Below are 24581 nucleotides of genomic sequence, written 5' to 3' on the forward strand. Positions count from 1 at the left end.
CCTTTCCGTTGAACGCCGAGGGCCACATCACACCATGTAACCGGTGTCTCACCACACGTACACGTTTCGCGTCACTGTTCGCCGGAAGCAGGTTCACACGGTTCGTGCAGTTTTCTTATCGGGTCCGTCAAACGTCCGGCGGGGTCCGGCGCCAACCCCCCGGACGGCCCGCACCGGTACCGAGACCGGCTGCCGCCGCTAAGGACGACGGCCCACACCGGGCGGTTCCCGGCGGTGCCGGGAGGCGTCAACTGGCCCCGGCCACTGCCGATTACGTACCCGGAGTGCCCGTGACGCCCGTCCAGTCGATCGCAAAAACCGTCCGCTTCCCGCGTTTTCCGGCCAAGTTTTAGCCCTGGCTCGACCGTGAGTTGCCGTCCCACGGACACCAGGATTCCCGCCTGGGCAATGCTGGACATCGCTCCTCGTGTGCGTGTAGATGTGGATCCATCGATGGCGGCGCAGCACGATCTGGGGGTTTGCGATGCTATATGGCGAATCGCACCAGGTGGAAAGGCGGACGCCATGAGCGCCCCGCATCTGCCGAAAGTGGCTGGAATCGATCCAGCAGTTACAGCGTCAGCGCACACTCCGGCGCCCACGCCCGTTTCCACGTCACCCTCCACCCCGCCCCGAACCGCCCCCGCCCAGGCCGTACCGCCTGCCGCGAGCAGCGTCATCCAGGACCGGCTGGCGGGCATGGTCTCCGACCTCACCACCCTCCACGAGCTCACCGAGCGCCTCACCCGCGCCAGTGACCTCGCCTCCTCCCTCCAGGAGTTCCTGCGCGCCGGCGCCGCACTCGTCGGCGCCCGCCGAGGACTCGTCGTCCTGGAACCCTCCGACGGCCTCGGCCCCAGCACCACGATCGGCCTCGGCCTGGGCCGCGCGGACCTCGGCCACATCGAGACGGTGCCGCGCAGCGCCACCTCCTACGGCCGCATCCTCGACGGGCTCCCCGACGCCCACGGCGGCTCCGAGGTGCTCCCCGAACCCGGCGCCCCCGTGCCGTCCCCCTCGGCCGGCGGCCACGAACCCGCCGTCGACCCCCGCCAGCGCGAGGTCGCGGCCCGGCTCGGCTACGCCGCCAGCTACGCGCTGCCGCTGACCGCTGACGCCACAGGCCGGCTCGGCGCCGCCGTCTGGCTCTACGACGAACAGGCCGAGCCGGACGACCGCCAGCGCGACCTCGTCGGGCTCTACGTCCGGCACGCCGCCGAGCACCTGGCCCGGATGCTGGAGGTGGAGCGCTCCCGCGCCCGGCTCGCCACCGTCTCCGAGGAGCTGCTGCCCAGCCGGCTGCCCCGGATCCCCGGCGTCCAGCTCGCCGCCCGGCACCACACCGGGCCGCGGGGCGGTGGCGACTGGTACGACGCGCTCCCGCTGCCCGAGGGCGCCATGGGCCTGGCCGTCGGCTCCGTCACCGGCTCCGGGCCCAGCGCCGTCGCCGCGATGGGCCGGCTGCGGGCCTCGCTGCGCGCGTACGCCGTCATGGAGGGCGAGGACCCCGTCGCGGTCCTGTCCGACCTGGAGCTGCTGCTGCGCCTGACCGAGCCCGCGCGTTCGGCCACCGCGCTCTTCGCGTACTGCGAGCCCGCCGCCCGGAAGATCATCCTCGCCGGGGCCGGGCACACCCCGCCCCTGCTCATCGGCGAGCGGCGCACCGAGTACGTGGAGACCTCCCTCTCCGCGCCGCTGGGGATGCTGGCGTGCTGGGAGGCGCCGAGCGTGGAGATCGAGCCCGCGCCCGGAGAAACGGTGCTGCTGTACACGGACGGCCTGCTGCGGCGAACCGGCGACCCCATGGACCGGGCGTACGCCCGGCTGCACGCGGCGGCGGCGGGGGTGCCCCGTAGCGCCCGGGACGACCCGGCGGCCCTCTGCGACCACATCCTGCGCACCGTGCTGCCCGGGGAGGACCCGGACGCCGTGGCGGCCGACCCGGCCGAGGACATCGTGCTGCTCGCGGCCCGGTTCGACTGACGCGGGGCGCGCGCGATCGCCGCCGTCGGCCCCCGGCACCCGGCCGACGTAGGACCGTCGCCCGGTATGACTGATATGTCACAGACATCGCCGGGCGCCGCCTCCCCCCACATACGATGAACGGGGTCCGTACCCGGACCCTGCATGTCGTAGCGGCTGAGGAGAAGACGTGGCGGACGAGCTCACCCCGGAGACCCCGGCAGAAGAGCAGCCCCAGAAGAAGCACAAGCAGCGCAAGAACGGCCTGTACCCGGGCGTCAGCGAGGAACTCGCGGAGAACATGCGCACCGGCTGGGCGGACACCGAGCTGCGCGGTCTGGAGCCCGTCGCCCAGGCGGGGCACACCGCCGACCGCCGCGCCGCCCTTTCCGCACGCTTCCCCGGCGAGCGCCTGGTCATCCCGGCCGGCCGACTGAAGACCCGCTCGAACGACACGGAGTACCCCTTCCGCGCGTCGACCGAGTACGCCTACCTCACCGGTGACCAGACCGAGAACGGCGTGCTGGTCCTGGAGCCCGCGGGCCCGGCCGGCCACACCGCCACCATCTACCTGCTGCCCCGCTCCGACCGCGAGAACGGCGAGTTCTGGCTGTCCGGCCAGGGCGAGCTGTGGGTCGGCCGCCGCCACTCCCTGACCGAGGCCGAGCAGCTGCTCGGGATCCCCGCCAAGGACGTGCGCGAGCTGGCCGACGCCCTCACCGAGGCCGAGGGTCCGGTGCGCAACCTGCGCGGCCACGACGCCGTGGTCGACAAGGCGCTGACCGACAAGGTCACCGCCGAGCGCGACGAGGAACTGCGCGTCTACCTCTCCGAGACCCGCGCCGTGAAGGACGAGTTCGAGATCGGCGAGCTCCAGAAGGCCGTCGACTCCACCGTCCGCGGCTTCGAGGACGTCGTGAAGGTCCTCGACAAGGCCGAGGCCACCTCGGAGCGCTACATCGAGGGCACCTTCTTCCTGCGCGCCCGCGTCGAGGGCAACGACGTCGGCTACGGCTCCATCTGCGCCGCCGGCCCGCACGCCTGCACCCTGCACTGGGTCCGCAACGACGGCGACGTCCGCCCGGGCGACCTGCTGCTGCTCGACGCTGGCGTGGAGACCCACTCCCTCTACACCGCCGACGTCACGCGCACGCTGCCCATCAACGGCACGTACACCGACATCCAGCGCAAGATCTACGACGCGGTCTACGAGTCCCAGGAAGCCGGCATCGCCGCCGTCAAGCCGGGCGCGAAGTTCCGCGACTTCCACGACGCCTCCCAGCGCGTGCTCGCCGAAAAGCTCGTCGAGTGGGGCCTGGTCGAGGGCCCCGTCGAGCGCGTCCTCGAACTGGGCCTGCAGCGCCGCTGGACCCTGCACGGCACCGGCCACATGCTCGGCATGGACGTCCACGACTGCGCCGCCGCCCGTACCGAGGCCTACGTCGACGGGACGCTGGAGCCGGGCATGTGCCTGACCGTCGAGCCCGGTCTGTACTTCCAGGCCGACGACCTGACCGTGCCCGAGGAGTACCGCGGCATCGGGGTCCGGATCGAGGACGACATCCTCGTCACCGAGGACGGCAACCGGAACCTGTCGGCCGGTCTGCCCCGCACCTCGGTCGAGGTCGAGGCCTGGATGGCGCGGCTCAAGGGCTGACGCGTTCCTCATGTGACGGTGGGCGGGGACCGGACCGGTTCCCGCCCACCGGCGCGAGCGCTCCCGCGCGTGCGCCGCACGGGGCGTGCCGCGTGCCGACCACCGCGTGCGGTTTCGCCTGCCGCCTACCGCCTACCGCCTGCCGCCTGCCGCCTGCCGCCTGCCGCCTGCCGCCTGCCGCCTACGACACCTTCAGCAGCGCGTCGTCGCGCCACTTCAGCATCTTGTCGAAGCTCACCACCGCTCCCCGCCCCGGCCGGTTGCGGAGGCGGACGTGGTCGGAGAGCTCGGCGATCAGTCCCAGGCCCCGGCCGTGCTCGGCCAGGGGGGGTCTGCGGCGGGACACCGTGGCGGGCGGGAACCCGGGACCCGAATCGGTCACCTCGATGCGGCAGCGGTCCCCGTCCAGATAGGCCGTGACGTGGTACGCCTCGGTCCCGTCCGGGACACCGACGGCACGGGCACCCCCGCCGGAGGCCCCGCCGTGACCGCCGTGATCACGGCGGTGTCCGTGGCCACCACCGTGCTCCACCGCGTTCGCGCAGGCCTCGGTCAGGGCGACCGACAGGTCGAAGGAGATGTCCGGATCCACCCCCGCGGTCTCCATCGCCCCCAGCAGCAGTCGCCGTGCGAGCGGCACGCTCGCGGCTTCGCGCCTCAAGTGGAGAGACCACCAGATGCTCATACGGATACCTATTGCCGCCCGAGGGCGGGCGTAAGCCCCCGAGCGCCGGGAGAGCCCTCATTCGGCCGATGGCGACACTCCCGGAAGCCGGTGTATGCCCGGCCCGCACGACGTTTCCGGCCCGCCGCCGACTACGCACCGTGCCCGCGCCGACGGCACGCCGTGCGCGCGCTGACCTTGGACCGGAACCCTATGGTCCCTCCAGCACCTGCCGTATGCAGGGCCTAAGCGCAGTGCGATGATGGCCCGGCCATGACTACCACCCACACGACACGCGCCGGAGCAGGCCTCCGGACGACCCGGGCCGCGGTGTTCACCGCGGTCTGCGTCGCGCTGTCCGCAGCCGGCCACGCCGTGGCCTCCTGCGCGACCGTGCCGTGGTGGGCACTGGCCCTGGCCTTCGTCGCCGTCTTCGCGGTCGCGGCACCCCTCGCGGGGCGCCGCCGTCCGCTGCCGGGCATCGCCGCCGGGCTCGTCGTCGGCCAGCTCGGACTGCACGTGCTGTTCGGACTCGGCCAGCACGGCGCCACCGCCGCCCAGGCCCCGGCCCAGGGGGCCGACGCCTCGCTCGCGGCGCTCGCCGCCCGGCTGGTCTGCGGGGGCAACTCCGTACCCCTCAGCCCGGCCGACGCCCGGCAGATCCTGGAGACCGCCGGACTGGACCCGGCCGCCCTGGCCGGGGAGGCCGCCGCGCAGGCCCACATGGCCCACGCGCACATGGCCTCCGCCTCCGCGGAGCCCACGACCGGACTGTTCAGCCCGGCCATGCTGGCCGGCCACCTGCTGGCCGCGCTCGCGGCCGGCTGGCTGCTGGCCCGCGGTGACGCCGCGCTGTTCCGGCTGATCGAGCTGTCCCGGCTGTCCCGCGAGGCCGACCCGGTACGTCCGCTGCGCGCCGCGCTGGCCTTCGTACGCGCCCTCGCGGCCGGACTCCCCGACGCGCCCGCCCGCGGCCCCCGGGCCCGTCGCACCACAGCGGCACCCGCCGTCGCGACCGGATGCGACGCGCTCCTGCACACGGTCATCAGGCGCGGACCGCCCGCGGCTGCGTTCGCCCTCGCAGCCTGACGCGGCACCCCCACTCCCCGTACGCACAGCGGGAGCACCGGTGCCGCGACCTCCGCGCGCGCCTGTGCGCGGAGCCACCGTCACCCCTGCACCCTGGAGTGTTCCCGCCGTGAAGACCTCTCGCGTCTCCCTCGTCGCCGCCCTCGCCGCCGGCGCCGTCCTCGTCCTGTCCGGTCCCGCCTTCGCGCACGTCAGCGTGCAGCCCTCGGGCGAGGCGACCAAGGGCGGGTACGCGGTCATCAACTTCAAGGTGCCCAACGAGCGCGACAACGCCTCGACCACGCAGCTCGAAGTGAACTTCCCCGTGGACCAGCCGCTCACGTCGGTCATGCCGCAGGACATCCCCGGCTGGACCGTGACCGTCGAGAAGAGCAAGCTCGACAAGCCGCTGACCGTGCACGGCAAGCAGGTCAACGAGGCCGTCACCAAGGTGACCTGGACCGGCGGCAAGATCGAGCCCGGCAGGTTCCAGCAGTTCCCGGTCTCCGTCGGCAAGCTCCCCGACAACGCCGACCAGATGGTCTTCAAGGCCATCCAGACGTACGACAACAACGAGGTCGTGCGCTGGATCGAGGAGAGCAAGCCGGGCGCGGCCGAGCCGCAGACCCCGGCGCCCGTGCTGAAGCTGACCGCCGCCAAGGCGGCCGACGACCACCACGACGACGCGGCCGCCAAGCCCGCCGCCGGGGCCACCGCCACCGAAGGCGACAAGAAGGACGCGCACGACGAGGCCTCTGCCAAGAGCGACTCCGACACGACGGCCCGTGCCCTCGGCATCGCCGGCATCGTGATCGGCCTCGGTGGCGTCGCCTTCGGCATCGCCTCGCGCCGCCGCGCCTCCTGACACCGCGCGCCCACGGGCGCTGTCGTTACGAGTACGTCCGCATCATCCCCGATCCCAGGACACCCCTTCATGCGCACCACACGTGTGACGGTCGCCGCCCTCGCGGTGGCGACCGCCCTCTCCCTCACCGCCTGCGGCGGTGAGACGGCCAAGAACACCGGGACGGTCACGCAGATCTCCGGCCAGAAGAAGGCCGGAGCCGCCACCGTCCTCGACCGCCCCTTCGACAAGCCGGAGCTGGTCCTCACGGACACCACCGGCAAGCCGTGGAACCTGCGCGAGCAGACCAAGGGCCGCCCGACGCTCATCTACTTCGGCTACACGAACTGCCCGGACGTCTGCCCCCTGACGATGAGCAACATCGCCGTGGCCAAGAAGGCGCTCCCCCAGGCGGACCGGGACAAGCTCCAGGTCGTCTTCGTCACCACCGACCCCGAACGGGACACCCCCGACTCCCTCGGCGCGTGGCTCAGGGCCCAGGACCCGTCCTTCACCGGACTGACGGGGGACTTCGCCACCATCCAGGCCGCCGCACGCTCACTCGGCATCGGTATCGAGGCACCCAAGAAGGAGGCCGACGGCAGCGTCGTCTCCATGCACGGGGCCCAGGTCATCGCGTTCTCGCCCAAGACCGACGAGGGCTACGTCCTCTACGGCGAGGGCACCACCGTCGATGACTACACCAAGGACCTGCCGAAGATCGTCAAGGGGGAGAACCCGTGAACACCCGCACCACCCGCACCCTCGCCGTCGCCCTCTCCCTGACGGCGGCGCTCGCGATATCCGGCTGCTCGTCCTCCGACTCCTCCAGCTCCTCCGGCTCCTCGGACGCCGCCGGGGAATCGGCCAAGCCGAAGATGACGGTCAGCGGGGCCTTCATGCCCGAACCGGTCAACGACAAGATGGCCGGCGCTTTCATGGTCATCAAGAACGACTCGAAGACGGCCGACAAGCTGACCGCGGTCACGAGCCCGCTCTCGGACGATCTGCAGATCCACGAGACCAAAGACCAGAAGATGCAGCAGGTCCAGGCCATGGACGTGCCCGCGAACGGTGAGCTGAAGCTGGAGCGCGGCGGCAGCCACGTCATGTTCATGGGGCTCAAGAGCACGCCGAAGGTCGGCGACAAGATCACCATCGAGCTGCGTTTCGAGAAGGCCGACCCCGTCAAGGTCGAGCTGGACGTCAAGGAACGGACGTACAACGCGCAGAACTCCAATGCCCACTGACGGACCGAGGAACTGACACGCCATGACGGCCACCGCCCCCGCTCCTTCACCGGCCCGCGCCGCCCGTGCCACGGCATACCTGCCGCGGCTGGCGCTGGTCCTCGCAGCCCTGCTGGCATCCCTGTTCACCGCGGCCTCCCCGGCCACGGCACACGCCGCACTCACCGCGAGCGACCCCAAGGACGGGGCGGTGGTCGCCACGGCACCCGCCCAGGTCACCCTCTCCTTCTCGGAGCAGGTCGCCATGGGTGACGACTCCATCCGCGTCATGGACCCGCAGGGCAAGCGGGTCGATACCGGGGAACTGCGGGACATGTGCAGCGGATCGACCGTCCGCTACGGCACGGCCCTGCACACCGGCCTGCCGAACGGCACCTACACCGTCGCCTGGCAGGCCGTCTCCGCCGACAGCCACCCGGTCTCCGGCGCCTTCACCTTCTCCGTCGGCGCCCCGTCGGCCACCAGCGTCTCCCTCCCCGACCGGCAGGTGGGCGGCGGACCCGTCGGCGTCGTGTACGACATCGCCCGCTACGCCGCCTACGCCGGGTTCACCGTCCTCGTCGGCGGCGCCGCCTTCATCCTGCTGTGCTGGCGCCGGGGCTCCGCCGAACGGCCGCTGCAGAAGCTGGTGGTGCGCGGCTGGGTCACCCTCACGGCCGCCACCCTGGCGATGCTGGTGCTCCGGACCCCGTACACCGGCTCCGGGAAGTTCGCGGACGCCTTCGACCTCGACGGGCTGCAGGCGGTCCTGGAAACCAAGACCGGCGCCTCGTTCGTCTCCCGGCTGCTGCTCCTCGGGGCGGCCGCCCTGTTCATCGCCGTGCTCTTCGGGGCTTACGCCCGGCGCCAGAACGTTGCCGCCGAGACCGGATCCGAAGGCACCGACCGCACCCGCTCCGCCTCCACCGAAGCCGAAGCCGAAGCCGGAGCCGGAGCCGACGAGGCCACCGACGCCGAAGCCGCCGACGAGGCGAAGAAGGAGACGAGCGACCTCGCCTTCGGGCTCGCCATCGGCGGCACCGTCGTGGCCGGCGGCATCGCCGCCACCTGGGCGCTCGCCGAACACGCCTCCACCGGAATCCAGCCCGGCATCGCGATGCCGGTCGACATCCTGCACCTGCTCGCCGTGGCCACCTGGCTCGGTGGCCTGGTCGCGCTGCTGGTCGCGCTGCACAAGGTGCCGGACATCGAGCGGGAGGCCGTCCAGCGCTTCTCCAAGGTCGCCTTCATCAGCGTCCTGGTCCTCGCCGTGACCGGCGTGTACCAGTCCTGGCGCCAGCTCGGCAGCTGGTCGGCCCTGACCGACACGAGCTACGGCCGGCTCCTCATCATCAAGGTCTCGCTGGTCGCCGTCCTGGTCGCCATCGCCTATCTCTCGCGGAAGTGGACGGGGCGGCTCGGGGAGGTCCGTTCCACCGGGGGCGCCGAGGCCGGGGCACCCGTGGAAGAGCCCGCCGAGGTGCTCGCGGGGGCCGATGTTTCACGTGAAACATCGAGCGGCTCCGACGCCGACCCCCGACGGGCCGCACAGCTGGCACGTCAGCGCGCCGCCCGTGAGAAGGCCCGCGACAAGCAGGTCCGCGACGCCGATCCCGGCCGCGCCGGGCTGCGCCGCTCGGTACTCGCCGAGGCTGGTGTGGCCGTGGTCCTGTTGGCCGTGACCACGGTCCTGACCAGCACCGAACCCGGCCGCGCCGCACAGCTGGAGACGAACCGCAGCGCGGCCGGCCCGGCGGTGCCCAACCGGGCCGTCAAGATCACCCTGCCGTTCGACACCGGCGGCCAGAACGGCAAGGGCACCGTCCGGCTGGAGCTCGACCCGGGCCGGGTCGGCGCCAACACCCTGCACCTGTGGGCCGACGGCGAGGACGGCAAGCCCCTCGACCTCCCCGAGATCAAGATCGCATTCACCCTCCCGGCCAAGGAGATCGGCCCGCTGCCGGTCGCCCCGGACCGCGACGCTCCGGGACACTGGAGCGCGTCCGGGGTCCAGCTGCCGCTCGCGGGGGAATGGCGCATCGACGTGACCGTACGTACCTCCGACATCGACCAGACGACCGTCCAGAAGAACGTGAAGATCGGCTGAAGAGCGTGACCGAAAGCACCGGGAGCAACCCCGACATCGAGATCTCCCGGCGCCGGCTGCTGGGCACCGTCGGCGCCGCGGGCGCCGCCGGGCTCGCACTCGGCGCCACCGGCGGCGCCCTGGTGCATTCGGCGGTCTCCGACTCCCCGGCCGGCGCCTCGGGTGCCGCCGGATCCCCCGGCTCCCTCGGGGCCACCCGGGTCGCCTTCGAAGGGGACCACCAGGCGGGCATCACCACCCCGCTCCAGGCCAAGGGGCACGTACTCGCCTTCGACCTGGTCCCGGGCGCCGGGCGCAAGGAGGCCGCCGCGCTGATGCGCCGCTGGTCCGACACCGCACGGCGGCTCATGGCCGGCGAGACCGCCCCGACGTCGGACAGCGGGATCGCCCTCGACGCGGGGCCGTCCTCCCTGACCCTCACGTTCGGCTTCGGACACTCCTTCTTCGAGCGCACCGATCTCGTGGCGCGCCGCCCGGCCGCCCTCGACCCGCTGCCGGACTTCTCCTCCGACCGCCTCGACGCCCAGCGCAGCAACGGTGACCTGTGGGTGCAGATCGGCGCCGACGACGGGCTCGTCGCGTTCCACGCCCTGCGCGCCGTACAGAAGGACGCCGGGGAGGCCGCCCGGGTGCGGTGGCAGATGAACGGCTTCAACCGCTCTCCCGGTGCCACCAGCACCCCGATGACGGCACGGAACCTGATGGGCCAGGTCGACGGCACCGGGAACCCCAAGCCCGCCGATCCCGACTTCGACCGGCGGATCTTCGTCCAGGGCGCCGGCCCCGGGCCCGCCGAACACTCCTGGATGGCCGGCGGCTCGTACGCGGTCGTCCGCCGGATCCGGATGCTGCTCGACGACTGGGACAAGCGGTCCCTGGCGCAGCAGGAGCAGGTCATCGGCCGGACCAAGGCCACCGGGGCACCTCTGACCGGCGGCAGCGAGACCACGAAGCCCGCCCTGGACAAGCTCGGCCCCGACGGCAAGCCGCTCATCGCCTCCAACGCCCACGCCCGGATCTCCGCCCCGGAACAGAACGGCGGCGCCGCGATGCTGCGCCGGCCCTTCTCCTTCCACGACGGGATCGCCCCCGACGGAACGCCCGACGCCGGACTGCTCTTCATCTGCTGGCAGGCCGACCCGCTGCGCGGATTCGTGCCGGTCCAACGCAAGCTCGACCGTGGCGACGCGCTGTCGGAGTTCATCCGGCACGAGTCGAGCGGCCTGTACGCCGTTCCGCCCGCGCCGCGCAGCGGGGAGTACGTGGGGCAGCACCTGCTCGAAGGGTGAACAGCCCCACGGGGGCGGGTGTCCCGGCATTAGGCTGATCGCATGTCGGCCACCCGCTTCACCTATCTCGGTCCCGAGGGCACGTTCACCGAAGCCGCCCTGCGCACCCTGCCGGAAGCCGCCACCCGGGAGCTGGTCCCGATGGTGTCGGTCCCGGCCGCCCTGGACGCCGTGCGCAACGGCGAGGCCGCCGCGGCATTGGTGCCGATCGAGAACTCGGTGGAGGGCGGGGTCACCGCCACCCTCGACGAGCTGGCCTCGGGCGAGCCGCTGATGATCTACCGCGAGGTGCTGCTGCCGATCGCGTTCGCGCTGCTGGTGCGGCCCGGGACCAAGCTGTCGGACGTCAAGACCGTCACCGGGCACCCGGTGGCCCAGCCCCAGGTGCGCAACTGGCTGCGGACCCATCTGCCCGACGCGGTGTGGGAGTCGGCGGCGTCCAACGCCGACGGTGCACGGCTCGTGCAGGAGGGCCGCTTCGACGCCGCCTTCGCGGGCGAGTTCGCGGCCGCCACCTACGGGCTGGAGGCGCTGGTCACCGAGATCCACGACGCGCAGAACGCCGAGACCCGTTTCGTGCTCGTCGGCCGGCCCGCCCGGCCGGCGGCGCCCACCGGCGCCGACAAGACCTCCGTGGTCCTGTGGCTCGGCGACGACCACCCCGGTGCGCTGCTGGAGCTCCTCCAGGAGTTCGCCGTCCGCGGGGTGAACCTGATGCTGATCCAGTCCCGCCCGACCGGAGAGGGCATCGGCAACTACTGCTTCGCGGTCGACGCCGAGGGCCACATCTCCGACCGCCGGGTGAGCGAGGCGCTGATGGGCCTCAAGCGGACCTGCCCGCAGGTGCGTTTCCTGGGCTCCTATCCGCGGGCCGGGGTCGCTGTGAGTGAGGTGCGCGCCGCGCGGCCGGGAACCTCCGACAGCGACTTCACGGAGGCCTCCGACTGGCTGACTCGCTGCCTCGACGGCCGGGCGTAGGTCGCCGTCCACCTGTCCACAGAGTTATCCACAGGCTGAGATGGGGACCTGGGGACAAGTCGACAGAGCGGCGCGACAAGGTCGACAAATCGGCCGGGTGGCCCAGGTTTCGCGCTGGGGAGCGGTAGGTGAACGGCGTCACCCCTGTATCACCGATCAACTCTTTGGAGCGAGTCATTCCCACCCGAATGAGTGTGTGAGGGCGGTTTGAACCCTGATCGGCCCCGACCGCTCGCCGATCCCTATTGATCTAATTCCGTGTCCACAGAACCGGCGCACAGCCTGTGGATAAGACGGCTCCAGGGGGAATTCCTGTGGACAAGGAGGCCTCCGCGCGGCTGCTCAGACCCCGGCCACCGCCCGCCGTTGTGCCCCTTTTCGGGGAATGGGACCGGTTTTATCGACCGGCCCGCGGCGGCCGGATCCGGCCGCCGGGCGAGGGTTTTACATTCGCACCAATTGGGACATAGCGACACGCAGCGTGATATCGATGTGATCCCCGGAAGCCCAGCCCGGTAGCCTGGAGGGGTGATTGACCTTCGGCTGCTCCGTGAAGACCCTGACCGTGTCCGCGCCTCGCAGCGCGCCCGTGGAGAGGACGTCGAGCTCGTCGACGCACTGCTCTCCGCCGATGAGCGCCGCAGGTCCTCCGGCATGCGCTTCGACGAGCTGCGCAACGAGCAGAAGTCCCTCGGCAAGCTCATCCCCAAGGCCTCTCCGGAGGAGCGGGCCGAGCTGCTGACCAAGGCCGAGCAGCTCAAGCAGGACGTCAGGGCCGCCGAGGCCGAGCAGAACGAGGCTGACGAGGCTGCCAAGAGCCTCCTGCTCCGGCTCGGCAACATCGTCCACAGTGACGTCCCGGTCGGCGGCGAGGAGGACTTCACCGTCCTGGAGACGCACGGCACGATCCGCGACTTCGCCGCCGAGGGCTTCGAGGCCAAGGACCACCTGGAGCTGGGCGAGTCCCTGGGCGCCATCGACGTCGAGCGCGGCGCCAAGGTGTCGGGTTCGCGCTTCTACTACCTCACCGGTGTCGGCGCCCTGCTGGAGCTGGCCCTGGTCAACGCCGCGATCGCGCAGGCCACCGAGGCCGGCTTCATCCCGATGCTCACCCCCGCTCTGGTCCGCCCGCGCGCCATGGAGGGCACCGGCTTCCTCGGCCAGGCCGCGGAGAACGTCTACCACCTGGAGAAGGACGACTACTACCTGGTCGGCACCTCCGAGGTCCCGCTCGCGGCGTACCACATGGACGAGATCATCGACGCCGACAAGCTGCCCCTGCGGTACGCCGGCTTCTCGCCGTGCTTCCGCCGCGAGGCGGGTACGTACGGCAAGGACACCCGCGGCATCTTCCGCGTCCACCAGTTCGACAAGGTCGAGATGTTCTCGTACGTCGCGCCGGAGGAGGCCGAGGCCGAGCACCAGCGCCTCCTCGACTGGGAGAAGCAGTGGCTGACCAGCCTGGAGCTGCCCTTCCAGGTGATCGACGTCGCCACCGGCGACCTGGGCTCGTCCGCCTCCCGCAAGTTCGACTGCGAGGCCTGGATCCCGACCCAGGGCAAGTACCGCGAGCTGACCTCCGCCTCGAACTGTGACGGCTTCCAGGCCCGCCGCCTGTCGATCCGCTACCGCGAGGGCAAGAAGACCGCGCCCCTGTCCACGCTGAACGGCACCCTGTGCGCCGTCCCGCGCACCATCGTCGCCATCCTGGAGAACCACCAGCAGGCCGACGGCTCGGTGCGGGTCCCCCCGGTGCTCCGTCCGTACCTGGGCGGCCGCGAGGTGCTGGAGCCGATCGCCAAGTGAGCCCGGCCCCGTTCCCCTACAAGCTCGTCGCGACGGACCTCGACGGCACGCTGCTGCGTGACGACGACAGCGTCTCGGAACGCACCCGTGAAGCGCTCGCCGCGGCCACCGCGGCGGGCGCGGCGCACATCGTCGTCACCGGCCGGGCCGTGCCCTGGACCCGGCACGTGCTGGACGACCTCGGCTACAAGGGGATCGCCGTCTGCGGGCAGGGCGCTCAGGTCTACGACGCCGGGGCGCACCGGCTGCTGACCTCGGTGACGCTGGACCGGCAGCTGGCAGGGCTGGCGCTGTCGAAGATAGAGGCCGAGGTGGGTCCGCTGGCCCTGGCCGCCAGCCGGGACGGGGTGGACGGCGAGGTGCTGTTCGGCCCCGGCTACCAGGTGCAGGAGGGCCTCCCCGCGCAGTACCTGGAGGACACCGCGGCCGTCTGGACGGCACCGCTGAACAAGCTGTACATCCAGCACCCGGGAATGGGCGAGGACGAACTCGTCAAGGTGGCTCGGGCGACCGTGGGCAACCTGGTCGACATCGTGATGGCCGGTCCGGGGATAGTGGAGATCCTGCCGCTGGGCCTGAGCAAGGCCACGGGCCTCTCGCTCGCCGCCCGCCGGCTGGGCGTGAAGGCCGCCGAGACGATCGCCTTCGGCGACATGCCCAACGACATCCCGATGTTCGGCTGGGCCGCGCACGGCGTCGCGATGGCCAATGCCCACGCGGAGCTGAAGGCCGTGGCCGACGAGGTCACCACCTCCAACCAGGAGGACGGCATCGCGGTGGTGCTGGAGCGCCTGCTGGGCGCCGCGTAGCGCGACGCGTAGCGCGACGCGTAGAGGTACGAGAGGTCCGGGACAGCCCGCGCCGCGAGGCGCGCTCGAAGTGGCTGCCCCGGACCTTTTGTTGCTCCCCGCACCCCTCACTCTGCCGGGGGCGCAGGACCCGTACCAGCGAATTTCCCTGCGGCACGAAGGCCGGAGGCGATGTTTCACGTGAAACACAGGCCGGGGGTCAGGGGGCGGCGGCTGCCGGGTGGGGGTCCGGGTGCAGGGTCAGCGGCCAGGCGAGCAGCCCGACGGCGAGCGAGATGGCGTGGCCGAGATCGGTGAAGGTACCGCCGGTGAGCAGCGGGAGGCCGAAGAAGGCCACGGCGCCGGCGAGGTACAGCCATCTCCAGGGGCCCGGGAGCCGGTAGGTCAGAACGCCGACGGAGGCCGCGATGCCGTAGCTGACGCCGATGTCGACGACGTGGGTCATGCTGTGCGGCGCACGGTTGTCCTGGATGGCCATCAGGAGGAACTTCTGGGTGGCGAGGGTGGCGACGACGTGGGCGGTCGCGACGATCACGAGCCAGCGCAGGGTGCCGAGCCAGCGCTCGACGGTGGCGTGGAAGAGCTCGAAGAGCACGGCGTACAGGGCGAGGGAGGCCGGGTCCTCGATCCAGAAGGCACTGCTGATCAGGGCCCGTATCGGGTGCTTGACCAGCTCGTGGATGTTGCTGCTGTTGCGGTGGAGCAGGACGTGCTCGACCCGGTCGGGCGCGATCACGACGATGACACTGGTGACGGCGATGATGAGCAGCCAGATGTGGGTTCCGGGCGAGGCGCGTATCCAGGACCGCAGGGGCCTGGACGGCTCGGGCTCGGTGTGCTCGATCATGCACCGATGATGCCGTGTACGCCGGTGCCCCGCCCGGCCGGTGGGCCGGGCGGGGCACCGGTTGCGCGGTGGTGCGGGGGCCCTACTCCTCGCCGGCGAGGGTGAGGCGACGCAGCTTCTGGCCCGCGTAGGCGGTGGCGCCGACGGTGACCACGATCAGCAGGATCACGGCGGTGGACAGGCCGACGCTCGCGTCCACGTACCCCTGTCCGGCGACCTTCTCGGCCAGGGCGAGGGACCACTGCTGGACGCTGAGGGTCTTGGCCCCGGAGACCAGGCTGCCGAAGAGGGATTCCCAGATCAGGGCGTAGACCAGGCCGAAGACGACCGCGTGCCGGCTGACCGTGCCCAGCAGCAGGAACAGGGCGCTGTAGGCGATCGAGGCGACGAGCGCCGCGACCGTGTAGGCCACGGCGATCTGCTGGCCGTTGCCGTTGAGGATGAAGCCCGCGATCAGGGTCGGGATGGCGGAGAAGGCCATCGTGACGGCGATCGCGACGGTCAGCTTGGTCAGGATGATCGTCGGGCGCTTCACCGGCTTGGAGAGCAGGTAGACGATCGATCCGTCGTCGATCTCGGGGCCGATGGCTCCGGTGCCGGCGATGACGCCGATCAGCGGGACCATCGTCGCGAGGGCGAAGCCGCCGAGCAGGTCGGCCGCCACCTTGTCGTCCACGCCGGTGAAGGCACGGACGGCGACGGAGATGACGATCAGCAGGGCGGGCAGCGCGAAGAGGATCAGCGCGCGGCGGCGGCCGAGCAGGGCCCGGTAGGTGAGCCGGGCGACGGTGGGGTTGTACATGGGTGCCAGCTCCTTCAGGCCGCGACGAGGTAGGAGAAGACCGACTCGAGGGACTCGTCGGAGGGCGAGACCGTCAGCAGCCGGATGCCGTGCGCGCGGGCGACCTGCGGCAGCAGCTCGGTGAAGCGCCCGAAGTCGACGGCCTGGACGCGCAGGGCGCCTTCCTTCAGGTCGACCTCGATGCCGGCCGTGGACGGGTCGGCGATCAGGGCCGCGGCGAGGGCCCGGTCGTCGGAGGAGCGGATGAGGTAGCGGTGGGGGCGGTCCGTCATCAGACGGCGGATCTTGCGGAAGTCGCCGGAGGCCGCGTGCCGGCCGGCGACCACCACCTCGATGTGGGAGGCGAGCTGCTCGACCTCCTCCAGGATGTGGGAGGAGAACAGCACGGTGCGGCCCTCGTCGCCCATGCGCCGCAGCAGGTCCATGAGCTGCATGCGCTGGCGCGGGTCCATGCCGTTGAAGGGCTCGTCGAGGAGCAGGACCGAGGGATCGTGGACGAGCGCGGAGGCCATCTTCACGCGCTGCCGCATGCCCTTGGAGTACGTGGAGATCTTGCGGTCCTGCGCGTACTCCATCTCGACGGTGGCGAGCGCCCGCTGGGCGTCCGCGTCGTCGAGCCCGTGGAGCTCGGCGTTGGCGACGACGAACTCCCGGCCGGTGAGGAAGTCGTACATCGCCTCGCGCTCGGGGACGACGCCGATCTGCTTGTAGACCTGCTCGTTGCGCCAGATCGGCGCGCCGTCGAGGGTCACGGTGCCCGTGGAGGGGGCGAGGAAGCCGCCCATCATGTTGATGAGGGTGGACTTCCCGGCGCCGTTGGGGCCCAGCAGGCCGGTGACGCCGGGACCGATGCGCATGGTCACGTCGTTGACGGCGACGACGTTCCCGAACCAGCGGGAGGTGTGGTCGATGTCGATGATGGTCACAGCCCGGCCTTCCGGTAACGGGCCATCAGGGCGGCGTACGAGCCGACGATGAGGCCGAGGGCGACGAGCAGGTAGACGACGCCGACGCCGGCGGAGGGGCCCTCGCCACCGGGGAAGGCGGAGGTCGCGCCGAGGAAGGCGGTCTGCACGCCGTCGATCAGGGTGATGGGGGAGAACAGGCCCATCCAGTCGATGGCCGCGGTGTGGCCGGTGTTGTAGGCGACGCCCTGCACCGCCGTGACGGCGCCGTAGGGGATCAGGAGCAGGCCGATGACGGCGGCGACGCCGAACCCGCGGCGCGGGGTGAGCGCGGCCATGACCAGGCCGAGTCCCGCGAAGAGCAGCGACAGCAGCAGTACGGACACCAGTCCCTGCCCGAATCCCTTGGTCTGGTCGGCGAAGTCGAACTTCGCCAGCAACGAGCCGATCCACATGATCAGCAGTGGGGTGGCGGTGAGGATGAAGAGGGCCGAGGCCATGGCCGCGTACTTGGCCACGACGTAGTCGACCCGCTCGATCGGCCGCGAGAAGTACAGCGGCACGGTCTTGAAGCGCAGGTCCCGGGAGACGGACTGGGGTGCCTGGGACGCGAGGTAGAGGCCGATGATCACCTGGGTGGTCAGGGCGTACGTCGTGTACTTGATCGGCAGGTCGGTGGAGCCGGGGACGGCGATCGCCACCGCGACGATGATCAGCGCGGGGACGCACATCACCGCGAAGAGGATCATCGGCAGCACCTTGGACTTGGCGGAGCGGCCGAGTCCGTACGCGCCCCGGAGGGACTGCGAGAAGAGGGAGGTGCGGGCGTAGGCGCGTCCGAGGCGGGGGCCGTCGTAGGACCGGTAGCCGATGTTGTGGATCTGGGTCGAGGTGTCAGGCGCCATCGGAACCGGCTCCCTTCTGCTGGGTCTGGAACTGCGGAACGGGCGGGGCGGCCTGTGCGGCCCGGTCGCCATCGCGGAAGACCTCGGCGATGTGGTGGCGGCGCTGCTCCATGCGGACCAGGCCGAGCCCGAGGTCGGCGACGGTGTCGCGGACGGTGTCGTACGTATCCTCGCCGGTGGCCTCGACCAGGAGGATGTGGCCGGCACCCGGCAGGCCCTGCTCCTCGCCCGCGTGCAGGACGATGCCCGCCGCGGTGAGCGCCGCACGCACGGCGGCGGTGCCGTCCGGGTGCGCGTCGGAGTCGGTGACCTCGACGGCCAGGGTGGTGGTGGTCTGGGTGAAGTCGCTGGTGGAGCTGGAGCGCAGCAGCTTGCCGCCGTCGACGACGACCACGTGGTCGCAGGTCCGCTCCAGCTCGCCGAGGAGGTGGGAGGTCACCAGGACGGAGATGCCGAAGTCGGTGTGGATACGGCGGATCAGGCCGAGCATCTCGTCGCGGCCGACCGGGTCCAGGCCGTTGGTCGGCTCGTCGAGGAGGACCAGCTGCGGGTCGTGGACGAGTGCCTGGGCCAGTTTGACCCGCTGCTTCATGCCGGTGGAGTAGCCGCCGATGGGGCGGTAGCGCTCCTCGTACAGCCCGACGTGGCGCAGGGTGTCGGCGGTGCGCTCGCGGGCCGCGGTCGGCGACAGCCCGGACATGCGCGCCATGTGGACGACGAACTCCGTGGCGGAGACGTCGGGTGGCAGGCAGTCGTGTTCGGGCATGTAGCCGACGCGTTCACGGATGGCGCTGCCATGCGTGGCGACGTCGAGTCCGAGCACGGCGGCGCGGCCCTCGGTGGCGGGGGACAGTCCGAGCAGGATCTTGATCAGCGTGGACTTGCCGGCTCCGTTGGCGCCCACGAGCCCGGTCACTCCGGGCCCGATGTCCAGGGAGAGCCGGTCGAGGGCGGTCACTCGGGGGTACCGCTTGCTCAGGCTTTCGGTCGCGATGACAGTCACGCGTTCGACGTTAGTGCCGCGGGCGGGCCGGATCGTCAGACCTGGAGCGGGATCACGTATCCGCCTTGAGGACTACGGGCCCTGACCGAAGTCTGATGACGGCCGGCCGCCGACGGGCCCCGCGGAAGCTTTAGGCATGGCCCGGACAAGTTTGTCCACAGGTCCGTGCACGGGCCTTGACGTGATCTCCGGTCATTGTCACATTCATCAGTGTCAGGTTACGGGCGCGCACGCCTACAGGACGGACGGCTGGCATGGCTGGGGAAACCAAGCAACGCACCGCGCACGACCGGGCAGGGCTCTCCGCCGAACTGCGCGGGTTCAGAGAGGTCCAGCGCCTCGCCTACGCATGCGCCGAGACCGTGGCGGCCCAGCTCCGACCCGGCGTGACCGAGCGCGAGGCGGCCCGGATGCAGCGCGACTGGCTGCGCGAGCGCGGGGTGCGGGACTGGTTCCACCTGCCCTTCGCCTGGTTCGGCGACCGCACCGCCTTCGCGAACTTCAAGATCCCCCTCCAGTTCTTCCCGACGGGGCGCAAGCTGGAGCCGGGCATGCCGTTCATCCTCGACATGGCCCCCGTGTACCGGGGATACGCGGCCGACATCGGGTACTCCGGCAGCCTCGGCCTGCACCCCCTGCAGGACCGGCTGATGTCCGACCTGCGCCCGCACCGGGAGCTGATCCTGCAGCAGGTGCGCGAACGCCGCTCCCTCCGGGAGATCTACGAGAACGTCGAGCGGCTGATGACCCGCCAGGGGTACGCCAACCGCCACCGGGCCTACCCCTTCGGCGTCATCGCGCACAAGATCGACCGCGTCGCGGAGCGGCGCTGGTCCCCGACCGCGTTCGGGTTCGGTACGCAGTCCCTCAGGGGACTGGTCTCGGACGCCCTGCACGGGCACCGCGAGGGCTGGTCCCCGCTGTGGAGTCCGTACCGCTTCTCCGACCACCCGCCGCGACCCGGCCTGTGGGCGGTGGAGCCGCACCTGGGCTTCCGGGGGACGGGGGCGAAGTTCGAGGAGATCCTGGTGGTCACCGACTCCCGGGACCCCGAGGAGAGCGCGTTCTGGCTGGACGACGACCTGCCGCACGTGCGGCGCTGGGCTGAGGAGAAGGCGGCATGAGCGGGATGAGCGGTAGGGCACTGGCGGGCGCCCGGGAGCGCTGGGTGAGCACCGGCGGCATCGAGCTGTGCGTCGCGGAGCTCGGGGAGACGGACCATCCGACCGTGGTGCTGGTGCACGGCTACCCGGACAGCAAGGAGGTCTGGTCGGAGGTCGCGGAGCGGCTCGCGTCCCGCTTCCACGTGGTCCTGTACGACGTACGCGGCCACGGGCGCTCCTCTGCGCCGGTGCCGCTGCGCGGGGGCTTCACCCTGGAGAAGCTGACCGACGACTTCCTGGCCGTGGTGGACGCGGTCAGCCCGGACCGCCCGGTGCACCTGGTCGGCCACGACTGGGGGTCCGTACAGGGCTGGGAGTTCGCCACGGTCGCCCGCACCGAAGGGCGGATCGCCTCCTTCACCTCCATGTCGGGCCCCTCCCTCGACCACTTCGGGCACTGGATCAAGAAGCGGATGGCGCGGCCGACCCCGCGGCGGGCCGCACAGCTGCTGAACCAGGGCGTGAAGTCCTGGTACGTCGGCATGCTGCACACCCCGGTGCTGCCGGAGCTGGCCTGGCGCGGACCGCTCGGCAAGCGCTGGCCGAAGATCGTCCAGCGGGCGGAGAAGTTCCCGGACAGCTCCTACCCGACCGCCTCGCTCCCCGAGGACGCGGCACACGGGGCCTGGCTCTACCGCGACAACGTCCGGCCGCGGATGCGCCGGCCGCGCACCGACGCCTACGCGCACGTACCGGTTCAGCTGATCGTGCCGACCGGGGACGCGTTCCTCTCCGAGCGGCTCTACGACGACACGGAGCTGTGGGCCCCGGACCTGCTGCGGCGGACCCTGCCCGCCAAGCACTGGATCCCGCGGACCCGGCCGGACCAGGTGGCGTCGTGGATCTCCGAGTTCGTGACCGCACGGGAGGAACCGGCCGCGCGGGCCCCGCAGCAGAAGGCCCCCGGCCGCTACGCCGACCGGTTCGGCGGCCGGCTGGTGCTGGTCACGGGCGCCGCCAGCGGCATCGGACGGGCCACCGCGTTCGCGTTCGCCGAGGCCGGGGCCCGGATCGTGGCCGTGGACCGGGACGCCGAGGGCGCGGCGCGCACCGCCGGGATGGCCCGGCTGGTCGGTGCGGCCGAGGCCTGGGGAGAGTGCGTCGACGTCAGCGACGAGCAGGCGATGGAGAAGCTCGCGGCGAAGGTCGCCACCGAGTACGGGATCGTCGACGTCCTCGTGAACAACGCCGGTATCGGGCTGTCGGGCTCCTTCCTGGAGACCACCTCCGAGGACTGGAGAAAGGTCCTCGACGTCAACCTGTGGGGTGTCATCCACGGCTGCCGGATCTTCGGGAAGCAGATGGCCGAGCGCAACCAGGGGGGCCACATCGTCAACACCGCCTCCGCCGCCGCCTACCTGCCCTCCCGGACCCTGCCCGCCTACAGCACCTCCAAGGCGGCGGTGCTGATGCTGAGCGAGTGCCTGCGCGCGGAGCTCGCCGGGAAGTCGATCGGCGTCTCGGCGATCTGCCCGGGGATCGTCAACACCAACATCACCGCCACCTCGCGGTTCGCCGGGGTGGACGCGGCCGAGGAGAAGCGCCGCCAGGAACGCTCCTCGCGGCTGTACGGGCTGCGCAACTTCCCGCCGGAGAAGGTCGCCGACGCGATCCTGCTGGCCGTGGTGAAGAACCAGGCGGTGGTACCGGTGACCCCGGAGTCCAAGGGCGCCCTGTGGATGTCCCGCTTCGCGCCGCGCGCGCTGCGGCGGATCGCGAGGGTGGAGCCCCGGCTGTGAGCGGGACGGACGGAGCCGGGCCGTGACCCGGGGACGGGGGCCGGTGTGGAGAGAGCCGGGCACGGCCATACCCCGCTCCTTCCTGCGGTCGTACCATCCCTCGCAGGAGGGCTCGCTGCGCAGGGCGGTCGAGTGCCTGGCGGCGTCTCCTGCCGCCCGGACCGCGGCGGGCGCGGTCGGGCGAGCCGCCATGTCGTAGGGAGCCGGGATTGTCCGATCAGGCGGTAGCGGAGTACCGGATCGAGGATCTGGCCCACCACAGCGGAGCGACGGTACGCACGATCCGGGCGTACCAGGACCGCGGTCTGCTTCCGAAGCCGGAGCGCCGCGGCCGGTCCAACGTCTACCGGGACACGCATCTGGCGCGGCTGCGGCAGATCGCGGACCTGCTGGACCGGGGCTACACCCTGGCCTCCATCAAGGAGTTGCTGGAGGCCTGGGACGCGGGGCGCGGACTGGGCGGCGTACTCGGCCTGGTGGCCGAGGTGCACGGACCGTGGACCGACGAGGAGGCGGCCCGCATCAGCCGGGCCGACCTCAACGAGCGGTTCGGGGGCCGGCCCGACGACGACGCCGTGGACGAGGCCTGCGAGCTGGGGGTGCTGGAGAGGATCGCGGGGCGCCCGGACGAGTTCCTGGTGCCGTCACCGCAGGAGCTGGCGGTCGCGGCCGAGCTGTACGCGGCCGGGGTTCCGTTGGTGGCGATCACCGGACACCTGCGCGAGCTGCGCGGTCAGGTGGAGCACATCGCCTCGCGCTTCCTGGAGTTCACCACCGAGCACGTCTTCGCCCGCTACCTCGGCCAGGTGCCGCCGACCGACGCGGACGCGGCGGAGGCGGCGACGATGGTGCGCAGGTTGCGGCCCCTGGCCCAGCAGACGGTGGACGCCGAGCTGGCGCGGGCGATGCGGCTCTTCGCGACCCGGCACCTCCAGCGGCACCTGGGGGCCGCCGGCGGGGCGCAGCCCTCGGGCCCGGCGCCGGTGGCCCTGCCCGCCGAGACGGTGCGGGCGGTGCAGGAGCTGGTGGGGTCCGCGCACGTGGCGGAGTTCGTCCGGGCCGCGACGGAACGCGAGCTCCAGGCACGGACCATGAACGATCTGGTCAGCAAGGGCGGCCGATAGTGCTCGATCAGCAGTCCACAGGGCGAATCACACTCTTGTCACCGAAACCCACCGAAACGGCTGTGGACAACTCCCGTTCGGCTGTGGGGAACCCGACCTGATCCTCAGACCACGGCCTCGAAAGCGGGTCCGGTGCGGGTGATATCGGCCACCGGTTTCTCTTCGTCCGGAACCAGCGGTCCGGTCGGTCCGGCGGCTTGCACCCGCTCCTCCGACCGGGTGCCGCGGTCACGTCCGTAGAGGAGGGTGGCCAGGGCGAGGCCCACGCAACCGCCCAGCAGCTGGGCCGCGACGAAGCCGGGCAGCGACTGCGGGGCGATGCCGGTGAAGGAGTCGCTGAAGGCCCGGCCGACGGTGCCCGCGGGGTTGGCGAACGACCCCGAGGAGGTGAACCAGATCGCGGCGGCGATGTACGCGGCGACGGCGGACGGGATCAGCCGGGACCGTCCGATGCGGCCGAGCCCCTGGATGACCAGGACCAGGCCGGCGGTGGCGACGATCTCCCCGATCAGCAGGTGACCGCCGTCGCGGACCCGTGTGGAGAACTCCCCGGGGGTGCGGCCGAACATCACCTCGGCGAGGACGGCCCCGCCGATGGCCCCGGCGGTCTGGGCGGTGGCGTAGGCGAGGGCCTCCCGGACGTCGAGCCCCTCGCCGCCGGTGCGACGGGCCCACCACGCGGTCAGGGTGACGACCGGGTTGAGGTGGGCTCCGGACAGCGGCCCGAAGAGGGTGATGATCAGCCCGAGGCCGATGGCGGAAGCGAGCGAGTTGGCGACGAGGGCCACTCCCGTGTCGCGGCTGAGGGACGCGGCCTGGATGCCGGAACCGATCACCACCACGAGCAGGCTCGCGGTGCCGATGAGCTCAGCAGTCGCGCGCCGTAGTAGTGAAGCCTTATTTGTCATAGTTTCCCCCTGTGGGCAGCGGTTCAGCGGAAAATGTATTCCGTATCTTGGAAACGCGATAGAGGGAGTCCGCGTTCAACGGGGCGGTCAAAAATCGCTGCTCATGCCCGTCCCGACCCGGCAAGCTGGGGTCATGGACGACAGACGCACCGTGAAGGTGTCCAAATACGTCTCGAAACACCTGCGGCATCAGCCGGATCGAATCGGACTCGTGCTCGACACCCAGGGATGGGTGGAGATCGACGATCTTCTGCGCGCCGCCGCGGCCCACGGATTCCGCTTCACCCGGGCCGAACTCGACCACGTGGTCGCCTCCAACGACAAGCAGCGCTTCGCCGTCGACGGCACCCGCATCAGGGCCAGCCAGGGGCACACGGTGGCAGTGGATCTCGGCCTGCCGGAGGCCGAACCGCCCTCGCACCTCTACCACGGCACCGTCGCCGCCGCCCTGGACGCCATCCGCGCCGAAGGCCTGCGCCCCATGGCCCGCCACCACGTGCACCTGTCACCCGACCGCGAGACGGCGACGCGCGTGGGAGCGCGCCGGGGCCGGCCCGTGGTGCTGACGGTGGACGCCGGCGCGATGCGCGCGGCCGGGCACGTGTTCCGCATCAGCGCCAACGGGGTGTGGCTGGCGGACGCCGTGCCTCCGGAATTCCTGCGTTTCCGATAGGCCCGGACAAGTAGGAGCGGACGAACGGGAATTCACGGAAGACTGTCGGATCATCCCCCTAATCTGTTCTCGTTCCGGGATCAGTGAGGGGGGCACCTC

At 71.4% G+C, this 24581-nt stretch carries 22 protein-coding genes and 1 pseudogene; 16 read left to right on the forward strand and 7 right to left on the reverse strand.

The window, feature by feature from the left end; translation table 11 throughout:
* Window positions 1–408: 408 nt before the first annotated feature.
* Together ACZ5D2_RS00430 and ACZ5D2_RS00435 are read left to right on the forward strand one after the other, a co-directional pair.
* Window positions 409–1983, forward strand: coding sequence for a PP2C family protein-serine/threonine phosphatase (locus ACZ5D2_RS00430; protein WP_468926143.1), 1575 nt, complete (start codon window positions 409–411; stop codon window positions 1981–1983).
* Window positions 1984–2152: 169 nt separating this feature from the next.
* On the forward strand, window positions 2153–3619 hold the full coding sequence (locus ACZ5D2_RS00435) for an aminopeptidase P family protein (RefSeq protein WP_371677579.1): 1467 nt from the start codon (window positions 2153–2155) through the stop codon (window positions 3617–3619).
* Between the two features lie 181 nt (window positions 3620–3800).
* On the opposite strand, the gene ACZ5D2_RS00440 is transcribed toward ACZ5D2_RS00435, so the two are convergent.
* Window positions 3801–4304 (reverse strand): ATP-binding protein, encoded by a 504-nt coding sequence (locus tag ACZ5D2_RS00440; RefSeq protein ID WP_371677580.1) that lies wholly within the window; start codon window positions 4302–4304, stop codon window positions 3801–3803.
* Between the two features lie 252 nt (window positions 4305–4556).
* Between ACZ5D2_RS00440 and ACZ5D2_RS00445 the strand changes: the two genes are divergently transcribed.
* From ACZ5D2_RS00445 to ACZ5D2_RS00485, 9 genes are all read left to right on the forward strand, one after another.
* Entirely contained in the window at window positions 4557–5372 is an 816-nt protein-coding gene (locus ACZ5D2_RS00445; RefSeq protein ID WP_371677581.1) for a hypothetical protein, read from the forward strand.
* A gap of 109 nt (window positions 5373–5481) precedes the next feature.
* Window positions 5482–6216: a YcnI family copper-binding membrane protein gene (locus tag ACZ5D2_RS00450; RefSeq protein WP_371677582.1), complete on the forward strand. Its 735-nt coding sequence runs from the start codon at window positions 5482–5484 to the stop codon at window positions 6214–6216.
* Window positions 6217–6285: 69 nt separating this feature from the next.
* Window positions 6286–6939 carry an SCO family protein gene (locus ACZ5D2_RS00455; RefSeq protein WP_468926149.1) on the forward strand — a complete coding sequence of 218 codons (654 nt, stop codon included), beginning with the start codon at window positions 6286–6288 and terminating at the stop codon, window positions 6937–6939.
* Window positions 6936–7445, forward strand: coding sequence for a copper chaperone PCu(A)C (locus ACZ5D2_RS00460; RefSeq protein WP_468926152.1), 510 nt, complete (start codon window positions 6936–6938; stop codon window positions 7443–7445). The genes ACZ5D2_RS00455 and ACZ5D2_RS00460 overlap by 4 nt, the downstream gene beginning before the upstream one ends.
* A 22-nt stretch (window positions 7446–7467) precedes the next feature.
* A complete protein-coding gene (locus ACZ5D2_RS00465; RefSeq protein ID WP_468926154.1) occupies window positions 7468–9531 on the forward strand; it encodes a copper resistance CopC/CopD family protein in 2064 nt (687 codons plus the stop codon).
* Between the two features lie 5 nt (window positions 9532–9536).
* Window positions 9537–10820 carry an iron uptake transporter deferrochelatase/peroxidase subunit gene (gene efeB / locus ACZ5D2_RS00470; RefSeq protein WP_371677586.1) on the forward strand — a complete coding sequence of 428 codons (1284 nt, stop codon included), beginning with the start codon at window positions 9537–9539 and terminating at the stop codon, window positions 10818–10820.
* Window positions 10821–10862: 42 nt separating this feature from the next.
* A complete protein-coding gene (gene pheA / locus ACZ5D2_RS00475) occupies window positions 10863–11798 on the forward strand; it encodes a prephenate dehydratase (RefSeq protein ID WP_371677587.1) in 936 nt (311 codons plus the stop codon).
* A gap of 528 nt (window positions 11799–12326) precedes the next feature.
* Complete coding sequence (serS, locus tag ACZ5D2_RS00480; protein WP_371677588.1) at window positions 12327–13604, forward strand: serine--tRNA ligase; 1278 nt, start codon at window positions 12327–12329, stop codon at window positions 13602–13604.
* Window positions 13601–14413, forward strand: a complete 813-nt coding sequence (locus tag ACZ5D2_RS00485) for an HAD family hydrolase (RefSeq protein WP_371677589.1) — start codon at window positions 13601–13603, stop codon at window positions 14411–14413. Before serS ends, ACZ5D2_RS00485 begins: the two co-directional genes overlap by 4 nt.
* 199 nt (window positions 14414–14612) lie before the next feature.
* On the opposite strand, the gene ACZ5D2_RS00490 is transcribed toward ACZ5D2_RS00485, so the two are convergent.
* The 5 genes from ACZ5D2_RS00490 to ACZ5D2_RS00510 all read right to left on the reverse strand — a co-directional run bounded on the left by ACZ5D2_RS00490 (window position 14613) and on the right by ACZ5D2_RS00510 (window position 18875).
* Window positions 14613–15260, reverse strand: a complete 648-nt coding sequence (locus tag ACZ5D2_RS00490; protein ID WP_371677590.1) for a rhomboid-like protein — start codon at window positions 15258–15260, stop codon at window positions 14613–14615.
* Window positions 15261–15342: 82 nt separating this feature from the next.
* The gene (locus ACZ5D2_RS00495) at window positions 15343–16062 is read right to left on the reverse strand and encodes an ABC transporter permease (RefSeq protein ID WP_468926160.1); all 720 of its coding nucleotides are present in this window, start codon (window positions 16060–16062) and stop codon (window positions 15343–15345) included.
* A gap of 14 nt (window positions 16063–16076) precedes the next feature.
* On the reverse strand, window positions 16077–16988 hold the full coding sequence (locus ACZ5D2_RS00500; RefSeq protein ID WP_356212177.1) for an ABC transporter ATP-binding protein: 912 nt from the start codon (window positions 16986–16988) through the stop codon (window positions 16077–16079).
* The gene (locus ACZ5D2_RS00505; protein ID WP_371677592.1) at window positions 16985–17872 is read right to left on the reverse strand and encodes an ABC transporter permease subunit; all 888 of its coding nucleotides are present in this window, start codon (window positions 17870–17872) and stop codon (window positions 16985–16987) included. Before ACZ5D2_RS00505 ends, ACZ5D2_RS00500 begins: the two co-directional genes overlap by 4 nt.
* The gene (locus ACZ5D2_RS00510; protein ID WP_468926163.1) at window positions 17862–18875 is read right to left on the reverse strand and encodes an ABC transporter ATP-binding protein; all 1014 of its coding nucleotides are present in this window, start codon (window positions 18873–18875) and stop codon (window positions 17862–17864) included. Before ACZ5D2_RS00510 ends, ACZ5D2_RS00505 begins: the two co-directional genes overlap by 11 nt.
* Window positions 18876–19129: 254 nt before the next feature.
* Here ACZ5D2_RS00510 and ACZ5D2_RS00515 point away from each other — a divergent pair, with 254 nt between their 5' ends.
* The 4 genes and pseudogenes from ACZ5D2_RS00515 to ACZ5D2_RS00530 all read left to right on the forward strand — a co-directional run bounded on the left by ACZ5D2_RS00515 (window position 19130) and on the right by ACZ5D2_RS00530 (window position 22901).
* The gene (locus ACZ5D2_RS00515) at window positions 19130–19999 is read left to right on the forward strand and encodes a M24 family metallopeptidase (protein ID WP_371677594.1); all 870 of its coding nucleotides are present in this window, start codon (window positions 19130–19132) and stop codon (window positions 19997–19999) included.
* A gap of 5 nt (window positions 20000–20004) precedes the next feature.
* The gene (locus ACZ5D2_RS00520) at window positions 20005–21777 is read left to right on the forward strand and encodes an SDR family oxidoreductase (RefSeq protein ID WP_371681212.1); all 1773 of its coding nucleotides are present in this window, start codon (window positions 20005–20007) and stop codon (window positions 21775–21777) included.
* Between the two features lie 13 nt (window positions 21778–21790).
* Window positions 21791–21976, forward strand: a pseudogene (locus ACZ5D2_RS00525) (metal-dependent hydrolase); the annotation flags it as partial.
* A 10-nt stretch (window positions 21977–21986) separates the two neighbouring features.
* On the forward strand, window positions 21987–22901 hold the full coding sequence (locus ACZ5D2_RS00530) for a MerR family transcriptional regulator (protein WP_371677595.1): 915 nt from the start codon (window positions 21987–21989) through the stop codon (window positions 22899–22901).
* 104 nt (window positions 22902–23005) lie between these two features.
* Here ACZ5D2_RS00530 and ACZ5D2_RS00535 read toward each other — a convergent pair whose 3' ends face one another.
* A complete protein-coding gene (locus ACZ5D2_RS00535) occupies window positions 23006–23809 on the reverse strand; it encodes an aquaporin (protein WP_468926166.1) in 804 nt (267 codons plus the stop codon).
* Window positions 23810–23942: 133 nt separating this feature from the next.
* Here ACZ5D2_RS00535 and ACZ5D2_RS00540 point away from each other — a divergent pair, with 133 nt between their 5' ends.
* Window positions 23943–24482, forward strand: a complete 540-nt coding sequence (locus tag ACZ5D2_RS00540) for an RNA 2'-phosphotransferase (RefSeq protein ID WP_468926169.1) — start codon at window positions 23943–23945, stop codon at window positions 24480–24482.
* Window positions 24483–24581 lie beyond the last annotated feature (99 nt).

The organism is Streptomyces sp. NPDC031479 (assembly GCF_055581065.1).

Coding starts and splice junctions, on each gene's coding strand:
- ACZ5D2_RS00430 (WP_468926143.1), top strand. CDS start 409: ATGCTGGACATCGCTCCTCGTGTGCGTGTAGATGTGGATCCATCGATG.
- ACZ5D2_RS00440 (WP_371677580.1), bottom strand. CDS start 4,304: ATGAGCATCTGGTGGTCTCTCCACTTGAGGCGCGAAGCCGCGAGCGTG.
- ACZ5D2_RS00445 (WP_371677581.1), top strand. CDS start 4,557: ATGACTACCACCCACACGACACGCGCCGGAGCAGGCCTCCGGACGACC.
- ACZ5D2_RS00455 (WP_468926149.1), top strand. CDS start 6,286: ATGCGCACCACACGTGTGACGGTCGCCGCCCTCGCGGTGGCGACCGCC.
- ACZ5D2_RS00465 (WP_468926154.1), top strand. CDS start 7,468: ATGACGGCCACCGCCCCCGCTCCTTCACCGGCCCGCGCCGCCCGTGCC.
- pheA (WP_371677587.1), top strand. CDS start 10,863: ATGTCGGCCACCCGCTTCACCTATCTCGGTCCCGAGGGCACGTTCACC.
- ACZ5D2_RS00490 (WP_371677590.1), bottom strand. CDS start 15,260: ATGATCGAGCACACCGAGCCCGAGCCGTCCAGGCCCCTGCGGTCCTGG.
- ACZ5D2_RS00495 (WP_468926160.1), bottom strand. CDS start 16,062: ATGTACAACCCCACCGTCGCCCGGCTCACCTACCGGGCCCTGCTCGGC.
- ACZ5D2_RS00505 (WP_371677592.1), bottom strand. CDS start 17,872: ATGGCGCCTGACACCTCGACCCAGATCCACAACATCGGCTACCGGTCC.
- ACZ5D2_RS00515 (WP_371677594.1), top strand. CDS start 19,130: ATGGCTGGGGAAACCAAGCAACGCACCGCGCACGACCGGGCAGGGCTC.
- ACZ5D2_RS00520 (WP_371681212.1), top strand. CDS start 20,005: ATGAGCGGTAGGGCACTGGCGGGCGCCCGGGAGCGCTGGGTGAGCACC.
- ACZ5D2_RS00535 (WP_468926166.1), bottom strand. CDS start 23,809: ATGACAAATAAGGCTTCACTACTACGGCGCGCGACTGCTGAGCTCATC.
- ACZ5D2_RS00540 (WP_468926169.1), top strand. CDS start 23,943: ATGGACGACAGACGCACCGTGAAGGTGTCCAAATACGTCTCGAAACAC.